Annotated in this window: 20 protein-coding genes; 8 read left to right on the top strand and 12 right to left on the bottom strand. The window is 56.9% G+C overall.

The window, feature by feature from the left end:
- A partial coding sequence (locus H573_RS19875; RefSeq protein WP_027873735.1) for an IS110 family transposase occupies positions 1 to 319 on the top strand: 319 nt, incomplete at its 5' end.
- Between the two features lie 354 nt (positions 320 to 673).
- On the opposite strand, the gene H573_RS0107535 is transcribed toward H573_RS19875, so the two are convergent.
- The 3 genes from H573_RS0107535 to H573_RS0107525 all read right to left on the bottom strand — a co-directional run bounded on the left by H573_RS0107535 (position 674) and on the right by H573_RS0107525 (position 5649).
- Positions 674 to 1078, bottom strand: coding sequence for a nuclear transport factor 2 family protein (locus H573_RS0107535; protein WP_027873734.1), 405 nt, complete (start codon positions 1076 to 1078; stop codon positions 674 to 676).
- A 55-nt stretch (positions 1079 to 1133) separates the two neighbouring features.
- Entirely contained in the window at positions 1134 to 3377 is a 2244-nt protein-coding gene (locus H573_RS17445; RefSeq protein ID WP_161624247.1) for a TonB-dependent receptor, read from the bottom strand.
- Positions 3378 to 3438: 61 nt separating this feature from the next.
- Positions 3439 to 5649: a TonB-dependent receptor gene (locus tag H573_RS0107525; RefSeq protein ID WP_027873733.1), complete on the bottom strand. Its 2211-nt coding sequence runs from the start codon at positions 5647 to 5649 to the stop codon at positions 3439 to 3441.
- A 149-nt stretch (positions 5650 to 5798) separates the two neighbouring features.
- On the opposite strand from H573_RS0107525, the gene H573_RS17440 reads away from it, so the two are divergent.
- Positions 5799 to 6830 (top strand): YheT family hydrolase, encoded by a 1032-nt coding sequence (locus H573_RS17440; RefSeq protein WP_051171097.1) that lies wholly within the window; start codon positions 5799 to 5801, stop codon positions 6828 to 6830.
- Here the strand turns inward: H573_RS17440 and H573_RS0107515 are convergent.
- Positions 6827 to 7690, bottom strand: coding sequence for an HpcH/HpaI aldolase/citrate lyase family protein (locus H573_RS0107515; RefSeq protein WP_027873732.1), 864 nt, complete (start codon positions 7688 to 7690; stop codon positions 6827 to 6829). The two genes, H573_RS17440 and H573_RS0107515, sit on opposite strands and share 4 nt — an antisense overlap.
- A gap of 145 nt (positions 7691 to 7835) precedes the next feature.
- Here H573_RS0107515 and H573_RS0107510 point away from each other — a divergent pair, with 145 nt between their 5' ends.
- The 6 genes from H573_RS0107510 to H573_RS18945 all read left to right on the top strand — a co-directional run bounded on the left by H573_RS0107510 (position 7836) and on the right by H573_RS18945 (position 15565).
- Positions 7836 to 9065: an imelysin family protein gene (locus H573_RS0107510; RefSeq protein ID WP_027873731.1), complete on the top strand. Its 1230-nt coding sequence runs from the start codon at positions 7836 to 7838 to the stop codon at positions 9063 to 9065.
- Positions 9019 to 10296 (top strand): di-heme oxidoredictase family protein, encoded by a 1278-nt coding sequence (locus H573_RS17435; RefSeq protein WP_084497975.1) that lies wholly within the window; start codon positions 9019 to 9021, stop codon positions 10294 to 10296. Before H573_RS0107510 ends, H573_RS17435 begins: the two co-directional genes overlap by 47 nt.
- A complete protein-coding gene (locus H573_RS0107500) occupies positions 10297 to 11415 on the top strand; it encodes an imelysin family protein (RefSeq protein WP_027873730.1) in 1119 nt (372 codons plus the stop codon).
- 1 nt (position 11416) lies between these two features.
- On the top strand, positions 11417 to 12538 hold the full coding sequence (locus tag H573_RS17430; protein ID WP_051171095.1) for a DUF1513 domain-containing protein: 1122 nt from the start codon (positions 11417 to 11419) through the stop codon (positions 12536 to 12538).
- 13 nt (positions 12539 to 12551) lie between these two features.
- The gene (locus H573_RS0107490; RefSeq protein ID WP_027873729.1) at positions 12552 to 13946 is read left to right on the top strand and encodes a multicopper oxidase family protein; all 1395 of its coding nucleotides are present in this window, start codon (positions 12552 to 12554) and stop codon (positions 13944 to 13946) included.
- 86 nt (positions 13947 to 14032) lie between these two features.
- Positions 14033 to 15565 carry a GGDEF domain-containing protein gene (locus H573_RS18945; RefSeq protein ID WP_051171094.1) on the top strand — a complete coding sequence of 511 codons (1533 nt, stop codon included), beginning with the start codon at positions 14033 to 14035 and terminating at the stop codon, positions 15563 to 15565.
- A gap of 97 nt (positions 15566 to 15662) precedes the next feature.
- On the opposite strand, the gene H573_RS17420 is transcribed toward H573_RS18945, so the two are convergent.
- The 8 genes from H573_RS17420 to H573_RS0107445 all read right to left on the bottom strand — a co-directional run bounded on the left by H573_RS17420 (position 15663) and on the right by H573_RS0107445 (position 23376).
- Positions 15663 to 17366 (bottom strand): WS/DGAT/MGAT family O-acyltransferase, encoded by a 1704-nt coding sequence (locus H573_RS17420; protein WP_051171093.1) that lies wholly within the window; start codon positions 17364 to 17366, stop codon positions 15663 to 15665.
- Positions 17367 to 17547: 181 nt separating this feature from the next.
- The gene (gene trhO / locus H573_RS0107475; RefSeq protein WP_027873728.1) at positions 17548 to 18501 is read right to left on the bottom strand and encodes an oxygen-dependent tRNA uridine(34) hydroxylase TrhO; all 954 of its coding nucleotides are present in this window, start codon (positions 18499 to 18501) and stop codon (positions 17548 to 17550) included.
- 1 nt (position 18502) lies between these two features.
- Positions 18503 to 18829 carry a BolA family protein gene (locus tag H573_RS0107470; protein ID WP_027873727.1) on the bottom strand — a complete coding sequence of 109 codons (327 nt, stop codon included), beginning with the start codon at positions 18827 to 18829 and terminating at the stop codon, positions 18503 to 18505.
- Between the two features lie 30 nt (positions 18830 to 18859).
- Positions 18860 to 19186: a TfoX/Sxy family protein gene (locus H573_RS0107465; RefSeq protein WP_051171092.1), complete on the bottom strand. Its 327-nt coding sequence runs from the start codon at positions 19184 to 19186 to the stop codon at positions 18860 to 18862.
- On the bottom strand, positions 19179 to 20219 hold the full coding sequence (locus H573_RS17415; protein ID WP_036256021.1) for an aminotransferase class I/II-fold pyridoxal phosphate-dependent enzyme: 1041 nt from the start codon (positions 20217 to 20219) through the stop codon (positions 19179 to 19181). The genes H573_RS0107465 and H573_RS17415 overlap by 8 nt, the downstream gene beginning before the upstream one ends.
- Positions 20216 to 21175: an adenosylcobinamide-phosphate synthase CbiB gene (gene cbiB, locus H573_RS0107455; RefSeq protein ID WP_205618913.1), complete on the bottom strand. Its 960-nt coding sequence runs from the start codon at positions 21173 to 21175 to the stop codon at positions 20216 to 20218. Before cbiB ends, H573_RS17415 begins: the two co-directional genes overlap by 4 nt.
- 76 nt (positions 21176 to 21251) lie before the next feature.
- The gene (locus H573_RS0107450; RefSeq protein ID WP_027873724.1) at positions 21252 to 22010 is read right to left on the bottom strand and encodes an amidohydrolase family protein; all 759 of its coding nucleotides are present in this window, start codon (positions 22008 to 22010) and stop codon (positions 21252 to 21254) included.
- A gap of 115 nt (positions 22011 to 22125) precedes the next feature.
- Positions 22126 to 23376 carry a glycosyltransferase family 4 protein gene (locus H573_RS0107445; RefSeq protein ID WP_036256020.1) on the bottom strand — a complete coding sequence of 417 codons (1251 nt, stop codon included), beginning with the start codon at positions 23374 to 23376 and terminating at the stop codon, positions 22126 to 22128.
- Positions 23377 to 23380 lie beyond the last annotated feature (4 nt).

Below are 23380 nucleotides of genomic sequence, written 5' to 3'. Positions count from 1 at the left end.
GGTCAGCCGTCATGCAGGACTGGATATACGCCTGCACCAATCCGGAAGCAGCGTTCATCAGGCCTCACGGATCAGTAAAGCGGGGAATGTGTACATACGCTCTGCGTTGTATATGCCTGCCATGTCAGCCGTGCGCTTTGATCCGAATGCCAAGGCATTTTACGAGGCCCTGGTGGCCCGCGGGAAAACCAAGTTACAGGCTCTTGTGGCTGTAATGCGTAAGTATCTGACAGGCCTGTGGGCCTGTATTAAGACGGATACTCCGTTCGATTCCTCGCTGCTTTTTAGTGATTGCCATGCGAAAAATGCTTGCGTCTGAACAGGGTATCTACAGGTCGGGCAACACCGCCCTCCCCTCAACGCCGTCGCAGGGCATCAAAAGGGAGCCAAGATAGATAAACAGGTATTGCTTGTATGAAGCCGCTTAACTGTCCTCTTTCCCACCCCCCTCATAACGCTGCCGCCGAGCCCGATCCGGCGTAATATGTATACGCATTTCCGTCGCACACTTGGGGCATTCCCAACAGGTAAACCCCTCGGGGTTAATGGCATCCGGGTCGTGAGGGTGACCACAGCGCGGACAAATAAAACCGGCAGGTTCTTCACACATAAGCTGGCTCAGCATCCTTACAAGCGATGAGTAATGAATAACGATGCTGCGCGGCAGTGGTCGCTATGCCATCTGCGCCATGACCGCATCGTAGTCCCAGTAGGCTTTCAACGAGGTGATTTTACCCTCGGCATTGGCGGTGTAGACCACCACCATATCCACGATAATTTTCATATCGCCGGGCATGGTATTTTCCATATGAACAACGTTGGCACATTCGTCGCCAGCAGGATGAGAGCTCAGGATAGTAAAATCGATACTGCCTGGGGCAATGATCATATCCCAAAATGCGGCGATCGCCTCCTTGCCTTTGTGCCCCTGCCCCGTTGGGTCGAGTGGGGAGACGCCGACTGGGTCTTGTACGACGGCATCGTCGGCAAACAATGCCAGCCATGCCTCGCGGTTACCCGCCGCCACGTATTCGCCTGATTTACGACTGGCTTCCAGCGCTAACTTTCCGTATGACATATTCACTTCCCCAAAAGCGCTGTCCTTGTGGGCAGCACCCATCTTTTTTAATAGTTTAAAAGCTCAGTTTTAGATCGAGGCCGTAACTTCTTGGCTCGCCAAAAATAGCGGAACGATAGAGCCCCAGGCTGATGGCATGAACCTTATATTCCTCGTCATCGAGGTTGCGCCCCCAAACAGCGATCTCCAGATCACCCTCGCCCACCGCGATGTCTGACAGGGCCAGTCGCGCATTGACGATGCCGTAGTCATCCATTTTGAAACCTTCCATATCGTCATTGAAGGCGGTGCCGAAGCGTTCATCGGTCCACGCATAGTCAACAGAAGCCGTTAGCATCGCGCCGCCTTGGATATTGCCGCCGCTCAGCGGGCGCTGATATTCAAGCCCAACGGTGTAGTTGTGCTCGGGCGCATAGGGCATCTCTGTGCGGTCGGCGACGTTTTTACCGAAGTCGGGGTTAGCCATGTTCTGACCGGGAATCGGGCTGGCAACGGTCTCGCGCTGATCCAGATATTCAATAAAGTCAGCGTCGGTATAGCCGTAGGAAATTTGCAGGGTTAAACCGCGCGCCAGCACCGCCATCAGGTCCATTTCGAAACCGTCAATTTCGGCCTCGCCCACGTTGTAAACGTCGGTGAGGAAAATGGTGCTGTTGTCGGTAATTTGCTGGGTTTGCAGGTCTTCATACTCGGCGTGGAAAGCCGCCGCGTTCAGGGTCATGCGGTTATCGAACCAGCTAGATTTTAGGCCGATTTCATAGGAGGTCATATTCTCTTCGTCGAAGGGCGGCTGAAAACCTTCCTCCGTGCTGCGAACGTTATAGCCACCCGCTTTATAGGCGGTAACAACCTTTGCAAAGGTGCTCAGCTGGTCTGTCCAAGCGTAGTCCAGCGTGAGGCTTGGATTAAAGTTGCTCCATTCGTCACTGCCCGACTGCTCACCATTGGAGAAGTAGATGGAGCTGTCCTTGGTCGCGGCACGCTTATCAACGGTGTAGCGCCCACCCAGCGTTACGTCCAAACGGTGCGCCAGTGCTTCGGGCGACCAAGTAACCTGTCCATAAACCGCTGAGGCCTCCGCTTCTGAGGCAATTTGGCGGTCCTCGTTCGGCTCATAGGAACCGGGCACCAGGCCAATACCGCGGTTAAATTCCGCCTCGTAGGACTCTTCTTCAAAGTAGTAAAGGCCAGCCACATAGCGCCAGCTTTCACCGGCATCGCCGACCAACTGAATTTCTTGCGAGAATTGATCTTGTTCAATGTCGACGTTCGCTTCAAAGAACTTGTCACCCGCACCGTAGTCTTGGGTGATGCTCTCTTCCAATTCGCGATAACCGGTAATCGACTTTAACTGGCCAATGGCGGTGTCCCAGGTGACGGTAAGGGAGTGGCCGGAGATTTCCGTGCGACTGGGGTCGGCCTTGCGCCACCAGGAAGCCTTACTCTGGCGGCCCTCACTAGCGGGCGAATCCAGTTGGAAAAGAGTCGATAACACCGGGTCGAGGGTTACCGTTTTTTGATAGTAGTGTTGCGGGCCTTCAATTTCTGAAAAGTCGTAGGCGTAATCAACGGTAATGCTGTCGCTAACATCCCAACGCAGGGCTACACGCCCAGCCTCTTTGCGTTCTTCACCAAAGTTATCGCCCTCGCCGGTATTTTCTACCCAGCCATCGTGCCCGGATTTAAGGTAGCTAAGTTTGCCCGCAACGGGCCCAACCTTGCCTGACTCTATTTTGGTGAGTGACTGCCAAAAGCCGCGGTTGCCCGCACCGACTTTTTGACTAAACCCAAACTCGTCGCTGGGTTTGGCGGTAATCAAGTTGATGGCACCGCCAGTGGTATTGCGACCGTACAAGGTGCCCTGGGGGCCACGCAGCACTTCAATTCGCTCCAGGTCGGCAACGTCACTGCTTAAGCCGACACTGCGCGCCACGTAGACGCCGTCGATATAGACCCCTACTGCCGGGTCTTGCGTTGTTTGGCTGTCGTTGTTTCCAACGCCGCGCATAAATACCACCAGCGAGCTGCGGCTATTGGGGAAAGGGGTGATGGTGACGTTGGGCGCCAAGCCAGCAACATCGGCGAGATCGGTAATCCCGAAACGCTCCAAGCGCTCATTGGAAAACGCCAGCAGTGAGATCGGCGTGTCTTGAAGTGAGCTTTCACGCTTCTCTGCGGTGACTAAAATTTCTTCTAGTGCGAGATTTTCAGCATGGGCGCCGGCAATCAAACCACACCCCATCGCAAGTGGCAGCAATGAACGAGCGCCGGAGAACGGCATTATGGTTTTTCTATACATATATTCCCCAAATAAAATCGCCGCCATTGCTGGCGGCGTTTCGATACAACGGTTGAGTGGCTTAGAAGCTCAGTTTTACATCAACACCGTAGCTTTTCGGCTCGCCGAAGTAGGCAGACTGATACGCTCCCAAACTAATGGAGTGAACTTTGTATTCCTCGTCGTCGAGGTTGCGTCCCCAGAAGGCAACTTCCAGCTCGGTAGAGCCGATAGACATACCAGACAAGGCAATGCGGCCGTTGACGACGCCATAGTCATCCAGGAAATAGCCTTCGATATCGTCGTTAAAGGCGGTGCCATAACGCTCATCAGTCCAGCTGTAGTCCAGCGATGCGGTCAGCATTGAGGTGTTGGCCCCGGTGCCTACCGCACGCTGATACTCCAAGCCAATGGTGTAATTGTGCTCTGGTGCGTAGGGCATTTCCGCTTGGTCGGCAATGTTCTTCCCAAAATTTGGATTCGGGATCGTTGCCCCAGGGGTCACAGGATCAGTAACGGTAGTTCGCTGATCTCGATAGTCGACAAAGTCTGCATCGGTATAACCGTAGGACAGCTGCATGGTTAAGCCGGGCACCAGCACAGCCATCACGTCCAGCTCCAAACCATCGATTTCAGCTTCACCCACGTTGTACACGTCGGTGAGGAAGATGGTGGCATTGTTGGTCACCTGCTGAAGCTGCATGTCTTCATATTCGGCGTGGAATACCGAGGCATTGGCGGTGATGCGATTGTTCAGCCAGCTCGACTTCATACCCAGTTCGAAAGAGGTCATGTTCTCTTCATCGAAGGGTGGCTGGAAGCCGGCTTCCGTACTGCGCACATTGTAGCCACCCGCTTTGTAGGCGGTAACGACTTTGGCGAAGGTGCTCAGGTCATCGCTCCAGGCGTAATCCAGAGTCAAGCTTGGGTTGAAGTTGCTCCACTCATCGCTGCCCGCCTGCTCGCCGCCAACAAAGTACACGCTGCTCTCTTTGGTGGCCGAGCGCTTATCCACGGTGTAGCGACCGCCAAGAGTAACGTCTAAGCGCTGCTCCAGCGCTTCAGGCGACCAGGTGATCTGCCCATAGGCGGCATAGGCCTTGGCGTCAGACTTAATGGTGCGATCTTCGACAGTTGCAATCGTAAACGGAGGCACAGGAGTTGGCGCAGTATCAAACTCTTCTTCCAGGCCGTCTTCTTCGAAGTAGTACAGGCCCGCCACGTAGCGAATATTCGCTCCGGCATCACCAACCAGCTGGAACTCTTGCGAGAACTGGTCCTGGTCGATATCCACGCTTACAGCAAAGCCAGGCGCACCGCCGCCGTAGTTCTGTTCAATGCTCTCTTCCAGTTCACGGTAGCCGGTGATCGACTTCAGGGTACCCACAGCGGTGTCCCAGGTGACGGTCAGGCTGTGGCCTGAAATATCGGTATTACTGGGTTTAACGCCGCCAGACCACGAGCCTGTTTCCGAGCGCTGATCGCTGGCATTGGGGTACAAACCGGGGACAAATGACTCGGTAGGCTGGTAGTACTGCTGAGGGCCTTCAATTTCTGAGAAGTCGTAGGCGTAGTCAACGGTGACGCTTTCGCTGGCGTCCCAACGCACCGCGATGCGGCCCGCTTTTTTGTCTTCAGCGCCGAAGTTGTCACCGCTACCGGTGTTCTTCACCCAGCCGTCGTGGGCCGATTCCATGTAGGTGAATTTACCGGCGAATTGGCCAACCTTGCCGCTTTCAATCTTGGTGAGTGACTGCCAGTAATCGCGGTTGCCCACACTCACTTTTTGGCTAACGCCGAATTCGTCAGCGGGTTTTGCTGTAATCAGGTTAATGGCACCGCCCGTGGTATTGCGGCCGTACAGCGTGCCTTGAGGCCCACGCAGTACTTCAATGCGCTCCAGGTCGGCAACATCGCTGCCCAAGCCGATGCTGCGCGCCACATACACGCCGTCAATATAGACACCGACGGCGGCATCCTGGGTGGTTTGGCTGTCGTTGTTACCCACGCCGCGCATGAAAATAACCAGGGAGCTGCGGCTGTTAGGAAAAGGGGTGATGGTGACGTTTGGCGCTAAACCGGCCACGTCGGCCAGATCGGTAATGCCGAAACGGTCCAGGCGCTCATTGGAAAATGCCAATAGCGAGATGGGGGTATCCTGAAGCGAGCTCTCGCGTTTCTCTGCGGTTACCAATACCTCCTCAAGTGCAAGGTCATTAGCAATAGCACCTGTCGACACTAGACCGCAGACTGCGGTTGCCAGAAGGGAACGGCGGCCAAGAATTTTTGTCATGAGTATCTCCCGTGTCATACTGCTTTATTATTTATTGGAAACACAGAGTGTGCGTCCATGCGCTACACCAGTAGCCGCCTATAGTCGCAGCTCCAAACCAGCACGGCCTATCGTCCATTCGGCTTAGCAAAAATCGAGTAGTTTCAACAATGTCTCACACCAGTGAATTTGCCCCACCCTCGCTACTGCAGAACCCCCACGTGCAATCGCTGCTGGCCTCGACCGCACCGCGTAAACTACGGCTCATACCCAAAGTTCGCCAACTGCGACGCGCCAGTAAGTCGGTGATTCTCGACTGCGGGAATGGTAGTCAGCTACTGGGCGAATACAGCCGCCAGCAGCAGGGCCGCAGTCGCGGGTTAATCACGCTGATTCACGGCTGGGAAGGCAGCTCCCGGTCAACCTATTTGCTCTCTGCCGCCAGTGCCTTCTATCGCGCTGGCTATGATGTGTTTCGATTGAATCTGCGCGACCACGGCCCAAGCCACCATTTAAACCGAGAGTTATTCAACTCCACCCTGCTTGAAGAGGTGCTCGGCGCATTGCGCGCCATACAAAATAATTACCCACACGACTGGCAGTTTCTCGCCGGCTTTTCACTGGGCGGTAACTTTGCCCTGCGACTTGCCGCCGCGGCCACCGAGGCGGGCATTCACATTCACCAAACCATCGCGGTATGCCCCGTTGTCGACCCGGTAAAAACCATGGCGGCCATTGAGCAGGGCTGGTGGGTGTACGAGCAATATTTTGTGCGCAAGTGGAAGCGCTCGCTGAAAAAGAAACTGGCACTCTACCCCGAGCTGAACTTTTCTGAGCAACTGCACGGCATGAAACGGCTGAGGGACTTTAACGATTATTTTGTCCCCAACCACACGCCGTTTAACGAACCCGACGAGTATTTTCGCGCCTACGCCTTAAGCGCAGACCTTCTTAGTTCTCTCTGCGGCCCCGCCCACATCATCGCGGCCCAGGATGACCCCATGATTATCGCCGAGGACTTTGAACGGCTGCGTGGCGTCAACGGATTAAGCATCGAAACGCCCCGCTACGGCGGGCATTGCGGCTTTGTAAAAAACTGGCGGCTCGACAGCTGGGTAGACGAGCGAATGCTGGAAATCATTCAGCTGCGAAAGCAGCAGCCACGCGAGACTGCCACGACCGCAACAGCAATGAGGACCTAACGCGCCGCCAGCGCTTCTCCGATGGCAAGAATTCGCAGCGCTTCATCAACATGCAGCGACTCCACCAGACGGCCATCCACAACAACCACGCCCAACCCCTGGGCCTCGGCCTCTACCCAGGCTTGGTGAATTTTTTTCGCCTGCGCTAATTGTTGATCAGACGGGCCAAACGCCTCGTTAGCCGCGGCGATCTGTTTCGGGTGGATCAGCGTTTTGCCATCGAAGCCCAATTGCACGCCCTGCTCACAGGCTTGCACAAAGCCCGCCTCATCGTCGAGGTTAAGGTGCACGCCATCGAGCACATCCAAACCGTGGGCGCGCGCCGCCAGCACGCATTGGCTAAGCGATGCCTGCAGGCCCAACCGGTCCGGAGTGTGCGGTACGCGAAGCTCCTTGGCCAGGTCCGAGGTGCCCATCACGATAGCCTCAAGCCGCGAATGGCTGCCCGCTATCTCGTCGATGGCCAATACGCCTCTGGGCGTTTCTGCCATTGCCCAAAGCTTGAGCGTCTCCGGCGCTTGTTCCTGAACAAGTAGCTGCACTGAGGCCTGCACTTCTGCGGCGGATTCCACTTTCGGCAAGCACAGGGCGGAGATCGGCGCGTGAGCAAAGGCGGCAATTTCTTCTCGGCCCCAGGGGGTATCAAAGCCGTTAACGCGCACCACCAATTCGCGGTGACCGTAGCCACCTTCGGCGAGCGCATCCAGAATGTGCTGGCGGGCCTGTACCTTTTGCGACGGGGCAACGGCATCTTCAAGATCGAGGATCAATACATCGGCGTCGAGGCTTCGCGCCTTTTCCAGGGCGCGGGTATTCGCGCCAGGCATGTATAACACCGATCGACGGGGAAGGTACGCCATTGAGGTCACTCCGCAAAAAAAACGCCAAGTCTAGCATAGGGCTGAACCGGCGGATCGCTCGGACCCGAGGAATTACAATTGCGAATCATTTTCAATTAGCGCAAAATATCCGGCTGCTTTACCGTCGCCAACTTGAGGACTCTTCATGACTAAGTATGTGCTAACACTGCTCTTGCTGTGCCAGTTTGGCGTTGCGCAAGCCGCGCCGGACAACCGCCGCGCTATCGTGACGCACTACACCAATTTGGCACACGCGGTGTTCGAAGATGCAGAAACGACAGCGCAAACGTTGCAAAGTCGTGTTGAGGCCCTGCTCGCCGAGCCATCAGAAAAAACCTTAGTGGCGGCGCGCCAGGCCTGGATCGCCGCGCGCATCCCCTACCAGCAAAGTGAGGCCTTTCGTTTTGGCAACCCAGTGGTTGACGACTGGGAGGGGCAGCTCAATAGCTGGCCGCTGGATGAGGGCTTGATTGATTACGTTGACCAAAGCTACGCCGCGAGCCTGGGCAATATCGCCGCCGACATGAATATCATCGCCAACCCCAATATTGCGCTCGGCGGTAGCACCATAGACGCCACCACGATCACCCCGGCGTTATTACAGGACTTACATGAGCTGGCTGGCAATGCCGCCAACGTGACCAGCGGCTACCACGCGATTGAATTCCTGCTTTGGGGGCAAGACCTTAACGGCCATCAAGCCGGTGCGGGCGAGCGCCCATACACCGACTTCAGTAAGGGTGAAGCCTGCACAAACGGGCACTGCGAGCGCCGCGCGCAATATTTGCTGGCCGCGACACAATTGCTGGTTAGCGACCTCGCCTACATGACCCGGCAATGGGCTGCCGAGGGCGACAATTACCGCCGTGAATTACTGGCTCTGCCCACCGAACAGGCACTGGCGCGCATCTTCTATGGCATTGGCTCACTGAGCTTGGGGGAGCTTGGCGGCGAGCGTATCAAAGTGGCCCTGGAAGCCAACTCAACGGAAGACGAGCACGACTGCTTTAGTGACAATACGCACTGGTCCCACTACTACAACGGCCTGGGCATCAGCAATGTGTATAAAGGCGAGTACCAGCGCATTGATGGCAGCTGGGTTCGCGGCCCGTCGCTGAGCCAAGCGGTTGCTGCATCGTCAGCACAGGCTGATAGAGCGCTAACGGCCGCCCTGAGCACCACCATGGCGCGCCTGCAATTGCTAACGCAAGTGGCCGAGCACCCGGAGCGCCCACAAAAATTCGATATGCTGATCGCCCCAGGCAATGCTCAGGGTCGCAACCTACTCGGCAGTATTCTGCAAGCCCTGACAAACCAAACCCGCGCCATTGAAGACGCCGCAGCGAGCCTCGGCATTAACCCCAACGCGATTTGACGCCTTGCCACGCAACCGCCTTTTCGCCCTTGTCGCCCTGGCACTGATACCACTATCGAGCTGGGGCACATCGGCCCTTGAGCGACCGGCGCCCGAACTGAGCCCGCAGCAGCAACTCGACTGGGCTGTGGGCCGGAGCTTTGCCCACCGCCCGTGGGTGTCGTCGCCGGCAACCACAACCGCACGCGATGGCCTTGGCCCGCTATTTAATGCGCGAAGCTGCGCTGGCTGCCACCCAGGCAACGGCCAGGGCCAACTTCCCACAAAAGGTCTTGGAACGGTATTGAGGCTACCGAAAGACAGCCTGTTTGGCAGCCAACTGCAAGACCGCGCCCTGCCCGGTTTCACAGCGGAAGGTCGAATTGCCTGGCGAGTATCCCACCGCGCGACGCGCCCCCATCGGCAATACCTTATCGCCGAGTATCGGCAGCTTTCAGCCTCGGCACGCTTGGCCCCCATGCTGATCGGTTTGGGCAAGCTCGACGCCGTTGATGGTGCCCAGATCCTGGCCTGGGAAGATGTTGATGACCGCGACAATGACGGTATTTCCGGCCGAGCGGCCACACTGGATAACGGGCAGCTTGGCCGCTTTGGCTGGAAAGCTTCCCAAGCCTCGCTGCGCGAGCAAATTGCCCAGGCCTTTGCTGAGGACATGGGCATCGACAGCGCAATACGTCGCGCCACCCGCTGCGACCAAATTAGCGCGGCCGCTTCTGAGAACGACAGAATGGCTGTTCGCGCCCGCTGTGAGCGCGCCTCTGGCGCCGACCAGCCCGATGGCAGCGAGATCAGCCCGAAGCTTCTCGGCGCGGTTGAACACTACATTGCCAACTTAGCGATCCCCGGCAGCAGAGCTGACCACCATGGCCCCGCCGCCAGAACCTTTGCAGAAATCGGTTGCGCAAGCTGCCACCGTCCAACATTAGTCACCGCCAGCGGCACGATTTATCCCTACAGCGATTTGCTGCTTCACGATATGGGCGACGGCCTGAATGACGGCGTCGCCGAGGGCGCGGCGCGCCCCGAAGAATGGCGCACTGCGCCACTGTGGGGGCTTGGCATCCGCAGCGCAGAGGCGGACAATACCCGACTGCTCCACGACGGCCGCGCGAACAGTATTCGCGAGGCGATTGCCTGGCACGGCGGCGAAGCCCGCGCCGCGAGACAGCGTTTCAACGCCTTATCGCAAGCACAGCAGGCCCGTCTTATCGAATTTTTAAAGGAATTGTAAATGTCTACGCCAGCGACCCTGATACAACACTGCCGGAAGTGGCTGTTGCTGCCCTGTTTCAGTCTGCTCGCTGCCTGCACCCCGCCCCCCGAACAACAGCTGCTTGAAGACACCGCGCAAACCAGCTTGCTGCCCGCTCACCGGGATTTTGCTCTGGCGGCAAAGCAGCTTTCTCAGGCCACCCAGGCATTTTGTAAATCGCCTGACGACGCTGGGCTACAAGCGGCCCGAGAACATTGGCGCCACAGCGCCGTAGCGTGGTCGGGGCTGCAAGTAAAAAGCTTCGGCCCCTTGATGGAAGACAATCTAAGCTGGCAGATCCAGTTTTGGCCCGATCGCAAAAACCTGGTCGCTCGCAAGCTTGAAGGCCTGATCACCGAGCATGCCGACGCCGCGTCCTTCACCGCCAACACGATCGCCGACGCGAGCGTAGTGGTACAAGGCTTAAGTGCGCTGGAGTACTTACTGTTCGATGAAAAAGCGGCTCAACTTAATCGTTATCAAACTACCCCGTTGCGTTGTCAAGTGCTGAGCGCTATCGCCGAGCATCAGAAAACGTTAAGCAAAACACTGCACGAAGCCTGGCTGCCCGATCACGGAAACTACCTTGGCACCTTTGCGCAGCCCGGCCCTAAAAACCCGGTTTATCCCGACCGCCAACAGGCCATTGCAGCGCTTTTGGAATCATTGGTTGCCGGTGCCGAATTGATAAAACGCGATAAGCTTGAGCGGCCTCTGGGCTTTGCCAACAGCCGGGGCCTAAGCCAGGTGTACCTGCTTGAGTGGTGGCGTAGCCGCTTCTCTCGCGAAGCCATTATTGGCAACCTCAATGCGTTGCAGCGCCTTTATTTGGCTGATGAACTATACGGGATCGACGACTACCTGCGGCAGCATCAGCACAGTGAGCTAGCAGAGCAAATTACCAGCACCTTTGAAAAAACCATTGTCGCTGCGCAGGCCGTTGAGGGTGACCTTTTCTCGGCCGCGACTGATCCAGCGCAAAAACCTCAGTTGCTCGCACTTTATACTGAGGTACAGCAATTACTCGACTTGCTAAAAAATGCCCTGCCGGATGCTCTGGGTATCACCCTGAGTTTTAACGGCGCCGACGGAGACTAGTATGCAACGCCGCACCCTGATCGCTGGTGCACTGGGTTTACCCGTAGCTGCAGCACTTTGGCAGTTCACATCCGCCCCAGCGCAGGCCAACTACAGCCCGGTGTGCAGCGCGGCAAACAATGCCGAGGGCCAACCGATACTGGGGGCAATGCACGGTGATCACTGGGCTTTCACGCTCCCCGGTGACGAGCGCGGCCACGACAGCTGTGTACACAATGAGCGAGCAGAAGCGCTATTTTTCGCCCGCCGCCCCGGCACCCACATTTATGTTGTCGACCTTAAAACCGGCAAGCTTCGCCATAAGATCAACGCCGCCGAGGGCTACCATTTTTACGGTCACGGCTGTGTAAGCGGCGATGGGCGCTACCTTTACACCACAGAAAACCACGTTACGGGCGACGGTCGCGGCGTTATTGGCGTCTACGATTGCTACGACCAGTACCGATTGATTAACCACATGGATTGCGGCGGCATCGGCCCTCACGAACTCGCCTTGATGCCCGATGGCAAGCACATCGTGGTGGCGGTGGGCGGCATTAAAACGCTGCCAGCGAGTGGTCGTAACACCCTCAACCCCGGAGCGCTTGAACCCGGTTTGAGCTACGTGAATTTGGCGGAGCAGCGCGTCGTCACATTCACCCCCTCCCCCGACGCCCAGCTGAGCTTGCGCCATTTGGATGTCAATACTAACGGCGATGTTGTGGTGGGCGGGCAATACCAGGGAACGACCCCCTCCGCCAAGCCACTCATCTACCACCATCGGTTGGGTGGCGAGATGCTTGCACTGGATATCAACACCGAGCTGGCCATGCGCAACGACTATGTCGCCAGCGTCGCCACCGACGATCAGCAAAATGTGCTTTGCAGCTTCCCCCGCGACAATCAGCTGGGGCTGTGGTCCATACCCCAGCGCCGCCTGCTGCACAGTTGGCGCTTGCGGGATTGCGCTGGCGCGGTGTATGACGCCGCCAACAAACAGTTCATTGTAAGCAGCAGCTCCGGGCAGCTAATGGCTGCCCGCGCCGGTGAAGACCAGCTGTCACCACTGGCCTACCTACCGGGCCTGCGTTGGGACAATCATTTAAGCCTGATCCCACCACATCTGGCTAATACCCTCGGCTAGCCACAGAGACGCTATGAAACGACGCCAATTTGTTAAACACGGTTTGAGCGGCGCGGCACTGACTTGCCTGCCGCGTTTTAGTCTGGCGATGGCCACGCCGCCAGGCGGCGACAGTGACAATAGCGAGCGCTACGATTACGTGCTGCGCGCAGAGCGAGGTAGCGCGACCTTAGTACCTGGCAAACAGAGCGAGATACTGGGCTTTAACGGGCAATTCCCCGCACCGACCATTCGTGTTCGCCAGGGTGAGAGGCTGCGCCTGCGCTTCGAAAACCACCTGGACGAAGCCAGCACCATTCACTGGCATGGTATCCGCATTGACAACGCGATGGACGGCGTACCGGTGCTGAGTCAGGCGCCGGTTCAGTCCGGCGAGAGCTTCCTCTACGATTTTGTTTGCCCAGATGCGGGCACCTTTTGGTATCACCCCCATATCAATTCCATTCGTCAACTGGGCATGGGGATGGTCGGGGTATTGATCGTCGAAGAGCGGGAACCGCAACCCTACCACGAGGTGATTATCGGCCTGAAAGATTGGCGACTGGATAAGAATGGCGATTACCTGCCGCTCTCCATTCCCAGAGAAGCCTTCCGCGATGGCACACTCGGCACCGTCAACACGGTGAATGGCCGACAGCAACCCACCATTGATATTCCCGCCAACCAGGCGACGCGCCTGCGCGTACTGAATATGGACAACACGCGGGTTTACCGGCCACGCCTGGATGGAAATTCGCCGCGCATTCTCGCCCTGGATGGCAGCCCCGTGATCCCCCACCGTCCCTTTGAATTAACCCCATTGGGTGCAGGCATGCGCATGGATCTCGGTTTTGTCGCCCCGGAGCCCGGTGTTGAACTCATTCTTTACGATCAAAAAGGCCGCTTTGGTGTCGAGCTCTGCCGCCTGCGCACGGTAGACAGTAAACCGCCAACACCGCAGACAAACACCGTGACGAGTTTGCCGCCCAATCCGATTGCGATACCCAAACTTGAACAGGCCGAGTTACTGCGCTTTGTCTTTGAGTGGCAGGGCGCGCTGTCGCCGCTTGACCAAGATGGAAAGGCCGACCATAGCTTTTGGCTAATCAACCGCCGCGCCTGGGGTTCGCACGGCCACCATAGCCTTCCCGAACCGCTGGCGACACTGAGCCTTGGCAAAAGCTATATCGCCGAGCTGCACAACGCCACGCCGCACGCTCATCCTATTCATCTACACGGGTTGATTTTTACTGTATTGTCTTCTAATAAACGTAAGGTAACCCCCTATCAGAGTGACACCATACTGCTGGAGAAGAACGAACGCGCCCGCATCGCCTTCGTTGCCGATAACCCTGGCCGCTGGATGTTTCACTGTCACGTGATTGAACACATGAAAACGGGTTTAATGGGTTATATTACTGTGACGTAAATTGTAAGGAGCGCTATTGAGAATTAGCCACCAACGCGGCACTGAGATATCCTTCGCGCACTTGGACACGGACATCCAGTAATCTCATGACGCTTACCCGAAAAGCCACGCTGATTATCGCCAGCACCATGCTGTTTACCATTTTTTCTGGTTTGCTGGCACGTGAGCTAATACTCAACCCCCATCTGAAGAAAATCGAGAACGCTGCCGATCTGCGTGACGTCGATCGTTTTGAGCAAGCGGTTAAACGCTACCGCGACAACCTAGAAGGACGAGTAAGCCGAATCTACGCGGCCGCGGGACTGCTCCAAAGCCTTGAAGCTCAACTCGACTGGTCACCAATCATTTTACAACTTGCCCACATAGGGGGCTACGGGGAGCTCGACTACTTCATTTTGGCTGATGAAACTGGCCATAATCGAATTGTGAAAGCAGGAGAAATAGCAGAGAAAACACGCCGCCTTCCCAGCAACGACACTCAGCTGGAAATCGTACAGGAGGCCCTCTCACGACTAGGCCGAGAGGGCAGCGCAAAGACATCAGGGTTGATACTAAGCCAGGAGGATGGCCCCTTGGTTTACGCCGCGGGTAAAGCCAACTGGACCACAGATAAGCTGCCGTCGATATATATTGCGGTGCGCCGTATCGATGATGCACTGATCGCATCACTGGGTGAACGGCTCGGTCTTACCGTGAACGCCATGACTCACGATGAGAGCATCAAGCAACGCGAGCAATATGGCATCGGCCTCGGCCAGCGCAGTGAAGATGACACGCTATACTCCCTGCTGCAAAACGACGATGGCGATGTCATCGTGCACATGCGTTTCAAAACAGCACCACGTGCCTTTGACGACGAAATTTTCAGCCCAACGATCGTTGCTGCCCTGATCATCGCGATGCTGTCTTGGGCGGTCGTAATGGTGCTGATGAAACGCTCCATTATCTACCCCATTGAAAACCTCGCTCTGACCATGCGCCGAATACGGCAGTCGAGCAACTATCAACAAAAACTCAATTACAAACATAATGACGAGCTCGGCAAACTGGTCGATGAATACAACGAGCTCCTCGAACATGTCGCCAACCACACCAGTAAGCTCGAAGCGTATTCCTACAAGGATGCATTGACTGGCATCGGCAATCGCCGCCTTTTTCAGGAGCGCCTGGACTACCTGTGGAAGCTGGCATCGCGCCGTCAGCTTAGCCTCAGCGCGATTGTTTTCGATCTTGATTACTTCAAACAGTACAACGACCGCTACGGCCACGACGGCGGCGACCATGTATTGCGGCAATTTGCAGACCTGCTGAAAAAGCGTTTCACCCGCGAAACCGATGTAATTGCCCGCACGGGTGGGGAAGAGTTTATTGTTCTGCTATTCGATGTGTCCAAGGCCAATGCCTTGAAGTTGGCGAATAGGCTCGTAGGCGATTTACGCTTACTCGCCATCCCCCACGAAGCATCGCCACAATCCGGGGTCGTCTCGGTTAGCGCCGGAATCGCGTCGTTTACCCCAATCAAAGATAACAGCCCCGACGAGCTGATAAAAAAAGCCGATGAAGCACTATACGAGGCTAAGGCTGCGGGGCGGGATCAGGTGTCTCTCAGCGCTCATTGACAAGCTTGCTCGCTTCACGCCACCTTTCGAACAAAAGAATCCGCACATAAAAAACGGGGGCTTGAACGCCCCCGTTTTTTCGCTTGCGCCGCTGTTGTTATTTACCCGACTCTGCGCTCAGGCTAACAACATTACTCGCAGCATTGCTACTCACTTCTGCTTCGGGCTTAAGTATCGACTCAACAGGCTCCGCCGCGCCACTGCTCGCGCGACTGCGCTTGGCTGTGGTCGCCGACTTGGTTGAACTGGCTTTGGTGGATGCCGCTCGCGCCTTTTTGACCGGCGCCTTAGCAACAGCGCCACTGCCGACTTTCTTCACGGCTTTTTTGGCAGGCGCTTTCTTGCGCGCTTTGGGCTTCTTCGCCTCCGCTTCCTGCTTGCTGATATCCGCCTTCACCGCATCCAGCAGTTCCTGGAAGGCTTTCTCGACACATTCGCGGTAGAAAGCAGGATCCGGCATGCTGTCGCGATCGCCCAGAATCGACATGGTCACGACACCGGATGAGCTAAATACCAAATGGAATAGCCCTACGCCCGGTGTGAGCAGGCCCAGGCCGTAATAGCGCACCATCTGCGCGCCCGCGGAATACAGTGGGAACGGAGGCCCCGCTACATTTGACACCACGGAGCTGATACCCAGTGGCAAGTGCTGCGTCAGTTCGTTATTGACGTAGGTATTGACGATGGGTCGCGTCATTGCTGGCGGCATCACACCGGCTAAGCGCAGCACGTCGACCAGGGGCGAGTTTTCCCCGAAGGCCTTGGCATCCTGGCTGCTTTGATAAATAGCTTTCAAACGCGCCAGTGGGTCATCCAGTTCGGTGTGCACTTCAACGAACACCGATCCGACCTGGTTATTCTCATCAGAAACCCCGCGGCGCGTGCGCATGTTCAGCGGAATGGACACCGCCAAGCTGTCCTCGGGTAATTCATTGTGGTGCTGCAGGTATTTGCGCATCGCCCCGCCGACCACAGATAACACCACATCGTTGATTTTGACGCCGCTATGGTTCTTTACAAGCTTGACGTCTTCCAGCGAGAACTCTGCGGCTTCAAACACGCGGTAGGGGCCAACGGGCGTGTTAAAGCGCGTGCGCGGCGAGGTGATTGACGGCATGGGAATACGCTTGCGCGCAACGCCCCATGCCAGCTTGCCCAAATCCGCCAGGGTATTGGCGGCACCGCCCAGCATTTTCACACTGTTTTTCAGCTGATTAACTGCCGTCGCCGTTCCCAGATACAGCGGGCTTGGCGCGATATCGACCATGACCGTTTCCGGGGCTTCTGGCACCGCTTCGGGGTCGGGCTCAAGGTCGTGAATCACCGACATAATTGACGAACCACCCGCGCCATCCACCAAGGAGTGATGCATCTTGGTGTAGATAGCAAAGCCCCCTTTGGGCACGCCGGGGATATTGTCCAGGCCCTCGATAATATAGGCCTCCCAAAGCGGGCGCGACATATCGAGTGGACGGGCGTGTAGGCGAGCAATCAGGATACACAGCTGGCGCCAATCTCCGGGCTGGGGTAAGGCGAGGTGGCGAATATGAAACTCGACATCAAAATTGGCATCTTGCACCCAGTAGGGGCGGTCAAGCTTACCCGGCACATTCACCAATCTGGAGCGGAAAATTGAGTGTTTCTTCAAACGCCGCTCAAAGTTTGCGATCACACCCTTAAAGCGCACAAAACCACCCGGCGCCGTCGAGGGGTCATAAATACCCATTCCCCCAACATGCTGTGGTGTGTTGGGGTGTTCCAAATTGACAAACGCGGTATCGAGTACGCCTAACTGCTTCATCCTTTAAACCTCATGTTCCTGTATCCGTGCTAAGGCCGATCATTGATTTATTCTTTTAGGGCCACCATGCACACCTCTCCAGCTCAATGCACAGTTTGTTCCAACAGTGTAAAACCGAATGCCGCTCGGCGCTATAGCCTGATGGCTCATTACTGGTGACAGTTTGGGCCAGTGCTCGCCCCTAGCTCTGCCCACCCTTGGTGCGGCTGCGCTGACGCTCCGGCGGCGGAGCACCAACATGGGGCACGTTGCGTTGCCGCGCCAGCTCTATCTGCTTTTGGCGGTCTCGAAAACGCTGCCGTTGCTCGTCAGTAAGCGCGTCGTGGCACGCGGGGCAGCTTACCCCTTCTTCATATTTATCACTCTGCCGGTCGGCGTCGGTAATGGGCCAGCGGCAACCGTGACACAGTGCGTATTCACCCGGCTCCAGGCCCTGTTTGACCGATACTCGGTTATCAAACACAAAACATTCGCCCTGCCATAGGCTATCGGGCTGGTCGACCTCCTCCAAGTATTTGAGGATGCCGCCCTCCAGGTGATAGACCTCTTCAAACCCTTCACGCTTCATAAACGCTGAGGCCTTTTCACAACGAATGCCACCGGTGCAAAACATGGCAACTTTTTTGTGCTTGGCGGGGTTGTAGTTCTGACGCACATATTCCGGGAATTGGCGGAAGCTCTCGGTTTTCGGGTCTACAGCCCCCTTAAAGGTGCCGATCTCCACTTCGTAGTCGTTGCGCGTATCGATCACTACCACGTCGGGGTCGGAAATGAGTGCATTCCAATCTTTTGGCTTTACGTAGGTGCCCACGACTTCGTTCGGGTCGATGCCGTCGATCCCCATGGTAACGATTTCTTTCTTCAGCTTTACCTTCATACGGTAAAAGGGTTGGCTGCTATCGAAGGACTCTTTATGGCTGAGATCTGCCAACCTGGGGTCAGCTTTCAGGTACGCCAATAGGCTATCGATGGCCTCGCGGCTGCCTGCGACGGTACCGTTGATGCCCTCTTCGGCCAGCAGCAATGTGCCGCGAATATTCTGGGTAAGGCAATGGTCAAGCAAGGGCTCTCTAAGTTCGTGGAAGTCTGGCAGGCTGACAAACTTATACAGCGCCGCTACAACAATGTTTGACATATCAGCCTTTGGCCTCCTTTTTACTACCGCCCAGGCACTGCGGCGAATCGGGAACCGCTGCCGTTTTTTCCTGCCATTCCTCAGGGCTAAACAGGTGAAGGGCCAGCGCATGTACCGGTCCGGCTAATTCCTTGGCAAGCGCAGCGTAGACGGCTTGGTGTCTGGCCACTCGCCGCTTACCGCTAAAGCCCTCGGCAACAATGACAAGCTTAAAGTGAGTTTCAGAGTCTTTGGGCACGCTGTGCATATGACTTTCATTGGTCACTTCAAAGTGAGTCGGCGACAAGGCATCTGTAATTTTGTCGCGAATGGCCTGTTCAATGTGCATGGTGCTCTACTCCTGCTAAATCCTCGCCCATTATACACCGCGAGCACGCCGTGCTGCGGCAACAGCATCGGCAGCCCAAAGAATTAATTCGTCGGCCTCATCAATGAGTTCCTCCGGCGCAAGCCGGTAGCTGAGTTCAACCCACTGATGTCGGCGTTGGTATCGAAACGGCGGCAAATCGCGCTGTTCATAGTTGCCGGTATTGTTTGAATCCACCTTGAAATACAGCTGCTCATCAGCGATCAGCGCGAACATCAGTCCGTCGCAAAAGATGCCGTAGCCGCCAAACATACGCCGCGCGCTAACCGCGCCCAGCGGCTGTAACTGCTCCAACAGGTAAGAAATACCTTCATCCACAGGGCGCCTCCTCAATTAACGCCAGTCGCTCGGCCAGCAAGTCTGCGTTGGCAGCGAGTCCCCAGCGCATATAACCGTATTCGCCGCAGCGATAAACCCGGCACAGTAGCCCCTGCTTCAGGGCCTGCATCGCCCACTTTTCCGCCTGCCCCAGCGGCATTTTTAGTGTGGTGAATAGCGGCGTCACCGCACAGTGCTCGACGTCGCGCCCAAAGCAGCGCAGCAGCTGTTGCGCCTGTTGGTGTGCGGCAAGCGGCAATTGCTGCCTCATCGTTTCCTGCCATTCACGGTCGGCGAATAACTGCTGGCCAATCAGCTGCGCGGCATGATTAACCGACCAGGGCCCAAGTTGCTCGCGCAAGCGGATAATCGTCTCTGGGTGACTCAGTACGGCGCCCAGACGCAGCCCGGGCAAACCAAAGAACTTTCCTACCGAGCGCAGCAGCACAACGCGCTTATCGGCCAACAAGGCATTGGCCTGATAGGCCGGCACACAATCCACATAGGCTTGATCAATTACCAGGCAACCCTCTGGCGGCAGTAGCGCCAACCACTGCGCGACTACGGTGACCGGGAGTTGCCGGCCATCGGGGTTATTGGGGTTGATCAGCACTAAATACTGAATATCTTGCTCGCGAATTTGCGCGGCCACGGCCTCGCTGCTGTAGTCGCGGAAAAACCGGCAGTGATGCCCCCCCAGCTGCCAGCGGTAGGCGTGTTCTTCGTAGGCCACGGCGGGCAACAGCACATTGCCCTGAGGGTATAACTGCGGCAGCAACTGAATTACCGGTTGGCTGCCACCACACAGCAACAACTGCGCAACATCAACCTGGTAATAGGCCGCTGCCGACGCCTGTAATTGAGGGTTTTCATAGGGCAATTCCGTAAAGCAATGGCTCGGCAAGGCCGGAACCGGCCAGGGCCAGGGGTTGATCCCGGTGGCCAGATTTAACAAGGGCCTCGGCATGCCTTCGGGGTAGTGAAGCTCATTGGGGTCGCCACCGTGGCGAGGCGGCACGACTCGCTCGCTCATAGTAATGCTCCCACCAATGCACTGAGCAACCACACCGCGCAAACCGTATCCACCAAGCGCAAACTCCGCCGCACATCCTCCGGCTGGGGCAGGCGACCTGCGCCCAGCGTCGCACGCTGTTGCTGCTGCCCATGGTAATTGGCGGCGCCTCCGACGGTGATGCCCAAGGCGGCGGCGCCGCTGGCCATTACCGCGCCGGCGTTAATGCTCTTCCAGCGCCACCCCTGAGAAACCAGGCAGCGAATCGCGCTCGCGGAGAAAGACACCAGCGCAAAGCTCAGCGCGGTGAGCTGAGCGGGAATAAAATTCAACACATCATCGCAGCGCGCCGCCACGCGGCCGAACAAATTAAAACGCGCATTGCGGTAGCCCCACATCGCATCCAGGGTATTGCTCAAACGGTGCACAAGCACCCCGCAAGGGCCCGCCACGGCAAACCAAAACAGCGAGGCAAACAACGCATCACTGCTATTTTCCAGCGTCGTCTCGATGCTGGCACTGAGCACCTGGGCGTCGTTGAGCTCTGCCGTGTCCCGGCTGACTATGTATGACAAAGCCTGCCTGGCACCGGGAAGATCACGCTGTTCTAACGCCGTTAAAATCGGCTGCACATGCTCGCGCATACTCTGCCAGCCGACGGCCAAATACAAAATGACCACGGACAACAGCGCCTCCAGCAAAGGGGAGAATTCGCTCAGCACAACACTGATGCCATAGAGCACAAGCACCGGAGGCAGCACCGCGACGGTGTATGCCAGAGCACCTGCCCACAATTTGAGAGAGCCACTTCCCCGGTTGAGCCTGGCCTCCAGATAATGCGCAAATCTGCCAAAGCCAACCAGTGGGTGGCAGCGACGCGGCTCGCCCAATACACGATCGGCAAGCAATGCAAGCAGAGCGAGTACTGCGGTGGGTATAGTGAGTTCTGTCATGGTATTGGCGAGCTGCGCGGGCACAGCCATGATCTCAGGTGAGTCGATGCAAGGGGCGGGACTGTAATCAAGGGGCAATCGGCGGTCAAGGTTGGCGCGGTTATTCGCCCTGCAAGCGGTAGAATTCGACGGCGTTTTTCCACAACACACAGCGCGCATCGCTATCGCCCAGTGCATTGCCGATGATCTCAATATCTATTGGATTAAACGGCCTAGGCGAGCGCGTTGAAGGCAAGTCAGTGCCGAACATCAAGGCCTTTGGGTTAATGCTATGGAGGCGTTTGACGACCTGACTGACAGCGAAGTCGACCCGTCCAAAGCCCGTTGCCTTAACCTTGACGCCCCTCTCAACCAAACGATACAGCAGCGGCAACCCGGCCTTACTCAAGCCCAGGTGATCAATGCTTACCGCCGGCAGCGCACACAGCGGCGTTTCCAATTCTTCCAGTGCTGCGCTGTCGCAGTAGATTTCCGTATGCCAACCCAATAGCTCGTGCACCCGGTTCGCAAACGAAAACAGGTGCTGCACCGACTCCGAGCCCCCGCGCCGCAAATTAAAACGAACGGCGCGAACCCGCTGGCGGTCGAGTGCCACCAAAGTATCATCAGGGGTGTCATGGGGCAGCTGGGTAACGCCCACAAAGTGCGGGCCCAGGCTGACGAGCGCGGCTTGCAGGTAGGACTGATCAAAGCTCTGAAATGACCCAGACACCACTGCCCCACCGGCAATGCCGAGGTCAGCGGTCTGGTGGATGTAGTCGTCGACGGTAAACGCAGACGGCAGAAAGCCCTGGTTGCTGGTCAATGGGTAAGCGGGATCGATGATGTGCAAATGTGCATCGAAAATAAGATGGTCCATCGCCACTCCGCTCCAACGTTGGGTCGCTGCTCAGGGCCGTGAAGATGCCCGGCGAGCTTGATCAAAAATCATACAGCGCATCCAACATGGCAGATGAATAGCCACTTTGCAAACCTCAGTGCGCAGTAGCCAGCTGAGACTTAGCCGCTATCCACTGAGACATATACTGATGACTGCGCAGGCTGTGGTGGCGAAGCATGGCACCGATAAAATTGCCCTGGCGATGAACAGCCAGCTCGCCAGATAGCTGACCAATACGCGACCGGAGCGCTTGGCTTGGCTCCGCGGACGTATACGGCGCCAGGCAGCGCACGGCGCGCTCTTGGGCACTGCGCCAGTTCGACTCATCGCGGTATAGCGACACCGCTGCCTCGATTAACGCCTGCGGCGAATCCGCAACCACCCCGCCCCAGTTGGCTGGCGTATCCACCATCCCCTCCGCGCCAATGCTTGTGGTTACCGAGGGAGTTGCCTGCTCCATCGCCTCCAGCAGCTTGCCCTTTTGCCCGGCACCGAAGCGCAGAGGCGCGATACAAACGCGGGCCTGTCGCATCACGGCGGCGGCATCTTTGGCCCACCCTTTGAGCAAAAAACCGTGCTTTTCACTGTGCAGTTGCTGCGCTTTTGGAGGCGGGTACGCCCCGTACACATGACACTGCGCCGATGGCAGTTGCCGGCGTATCTCGGGCCATAATTCGCTGCGTAAATAACGCAGGCTGTCCCAGTTTGGCTCGTGTCGAAAATTGCCAATACAGATAAAATGGCGTCGCTGCGCGTAAGGCAGCGGTGACGCCGTTCCACCTTCACTGCTAAATGGCAGGTGATGCAGCAGCTCGGCACTAACACCGTAGTGGGACTGCAGCAGCGATATCTCTGCAGTAGAAATCATCAAGCTCAGGTCGCATCGCCATATGGATGCCAACTCGCGCAACGCCAGCTCACTACTCAGTAGCTCGCTATCGGGCCGCATCGTGTTCTGCCCGCGCTTGAGCGCCTGATGGCGGGCGTCGCGCAGGCAGTGAAGATCCTGAGTATCGAGTATGCACATCGCCTGCGGGCACTCTTTGGCCACCCGCCAGGAAAATTGCTCCTCGGTGAGAAAGCGGTCAAACACAACCAGGTCTGGCTGCATTTTTCTAAGCAATTGATTGAAGCTATCGCAATTTAGCCGAATCTCGACCTCATCCACCGCGATGTCGCTAAGCGGGTAGCGGTGTTCAGACAGCGCCGCCGCACAGGCGAACGTCACCCGGCCGCCAGCGGCTTGCAGACAGCGAATCAGTGATAGTGTGCGCCGCCCCGCCGCAGACGAATTTGGCTCGGGCCAAACGTGGCCGATATATAAAATGTTCTCAGGGGCGCTCAATATC

The sequence above is a fragment of the Neomelitea salexigens DSM 19753 genome (genome assembly GCF_000422345.1).
GTDB classification, from domain to species: Bacteria; Pseudomonadota; Gammaproteobacteria; order Pseudomonadales; family Spongiibacteraceae; genus Spongiibacter; species Spongiibacter marinus_A.
Note: the sequence above shows the minus strand (reverse complement) of the source record. Positions and strands in the feature narration are given on the sequence as shown.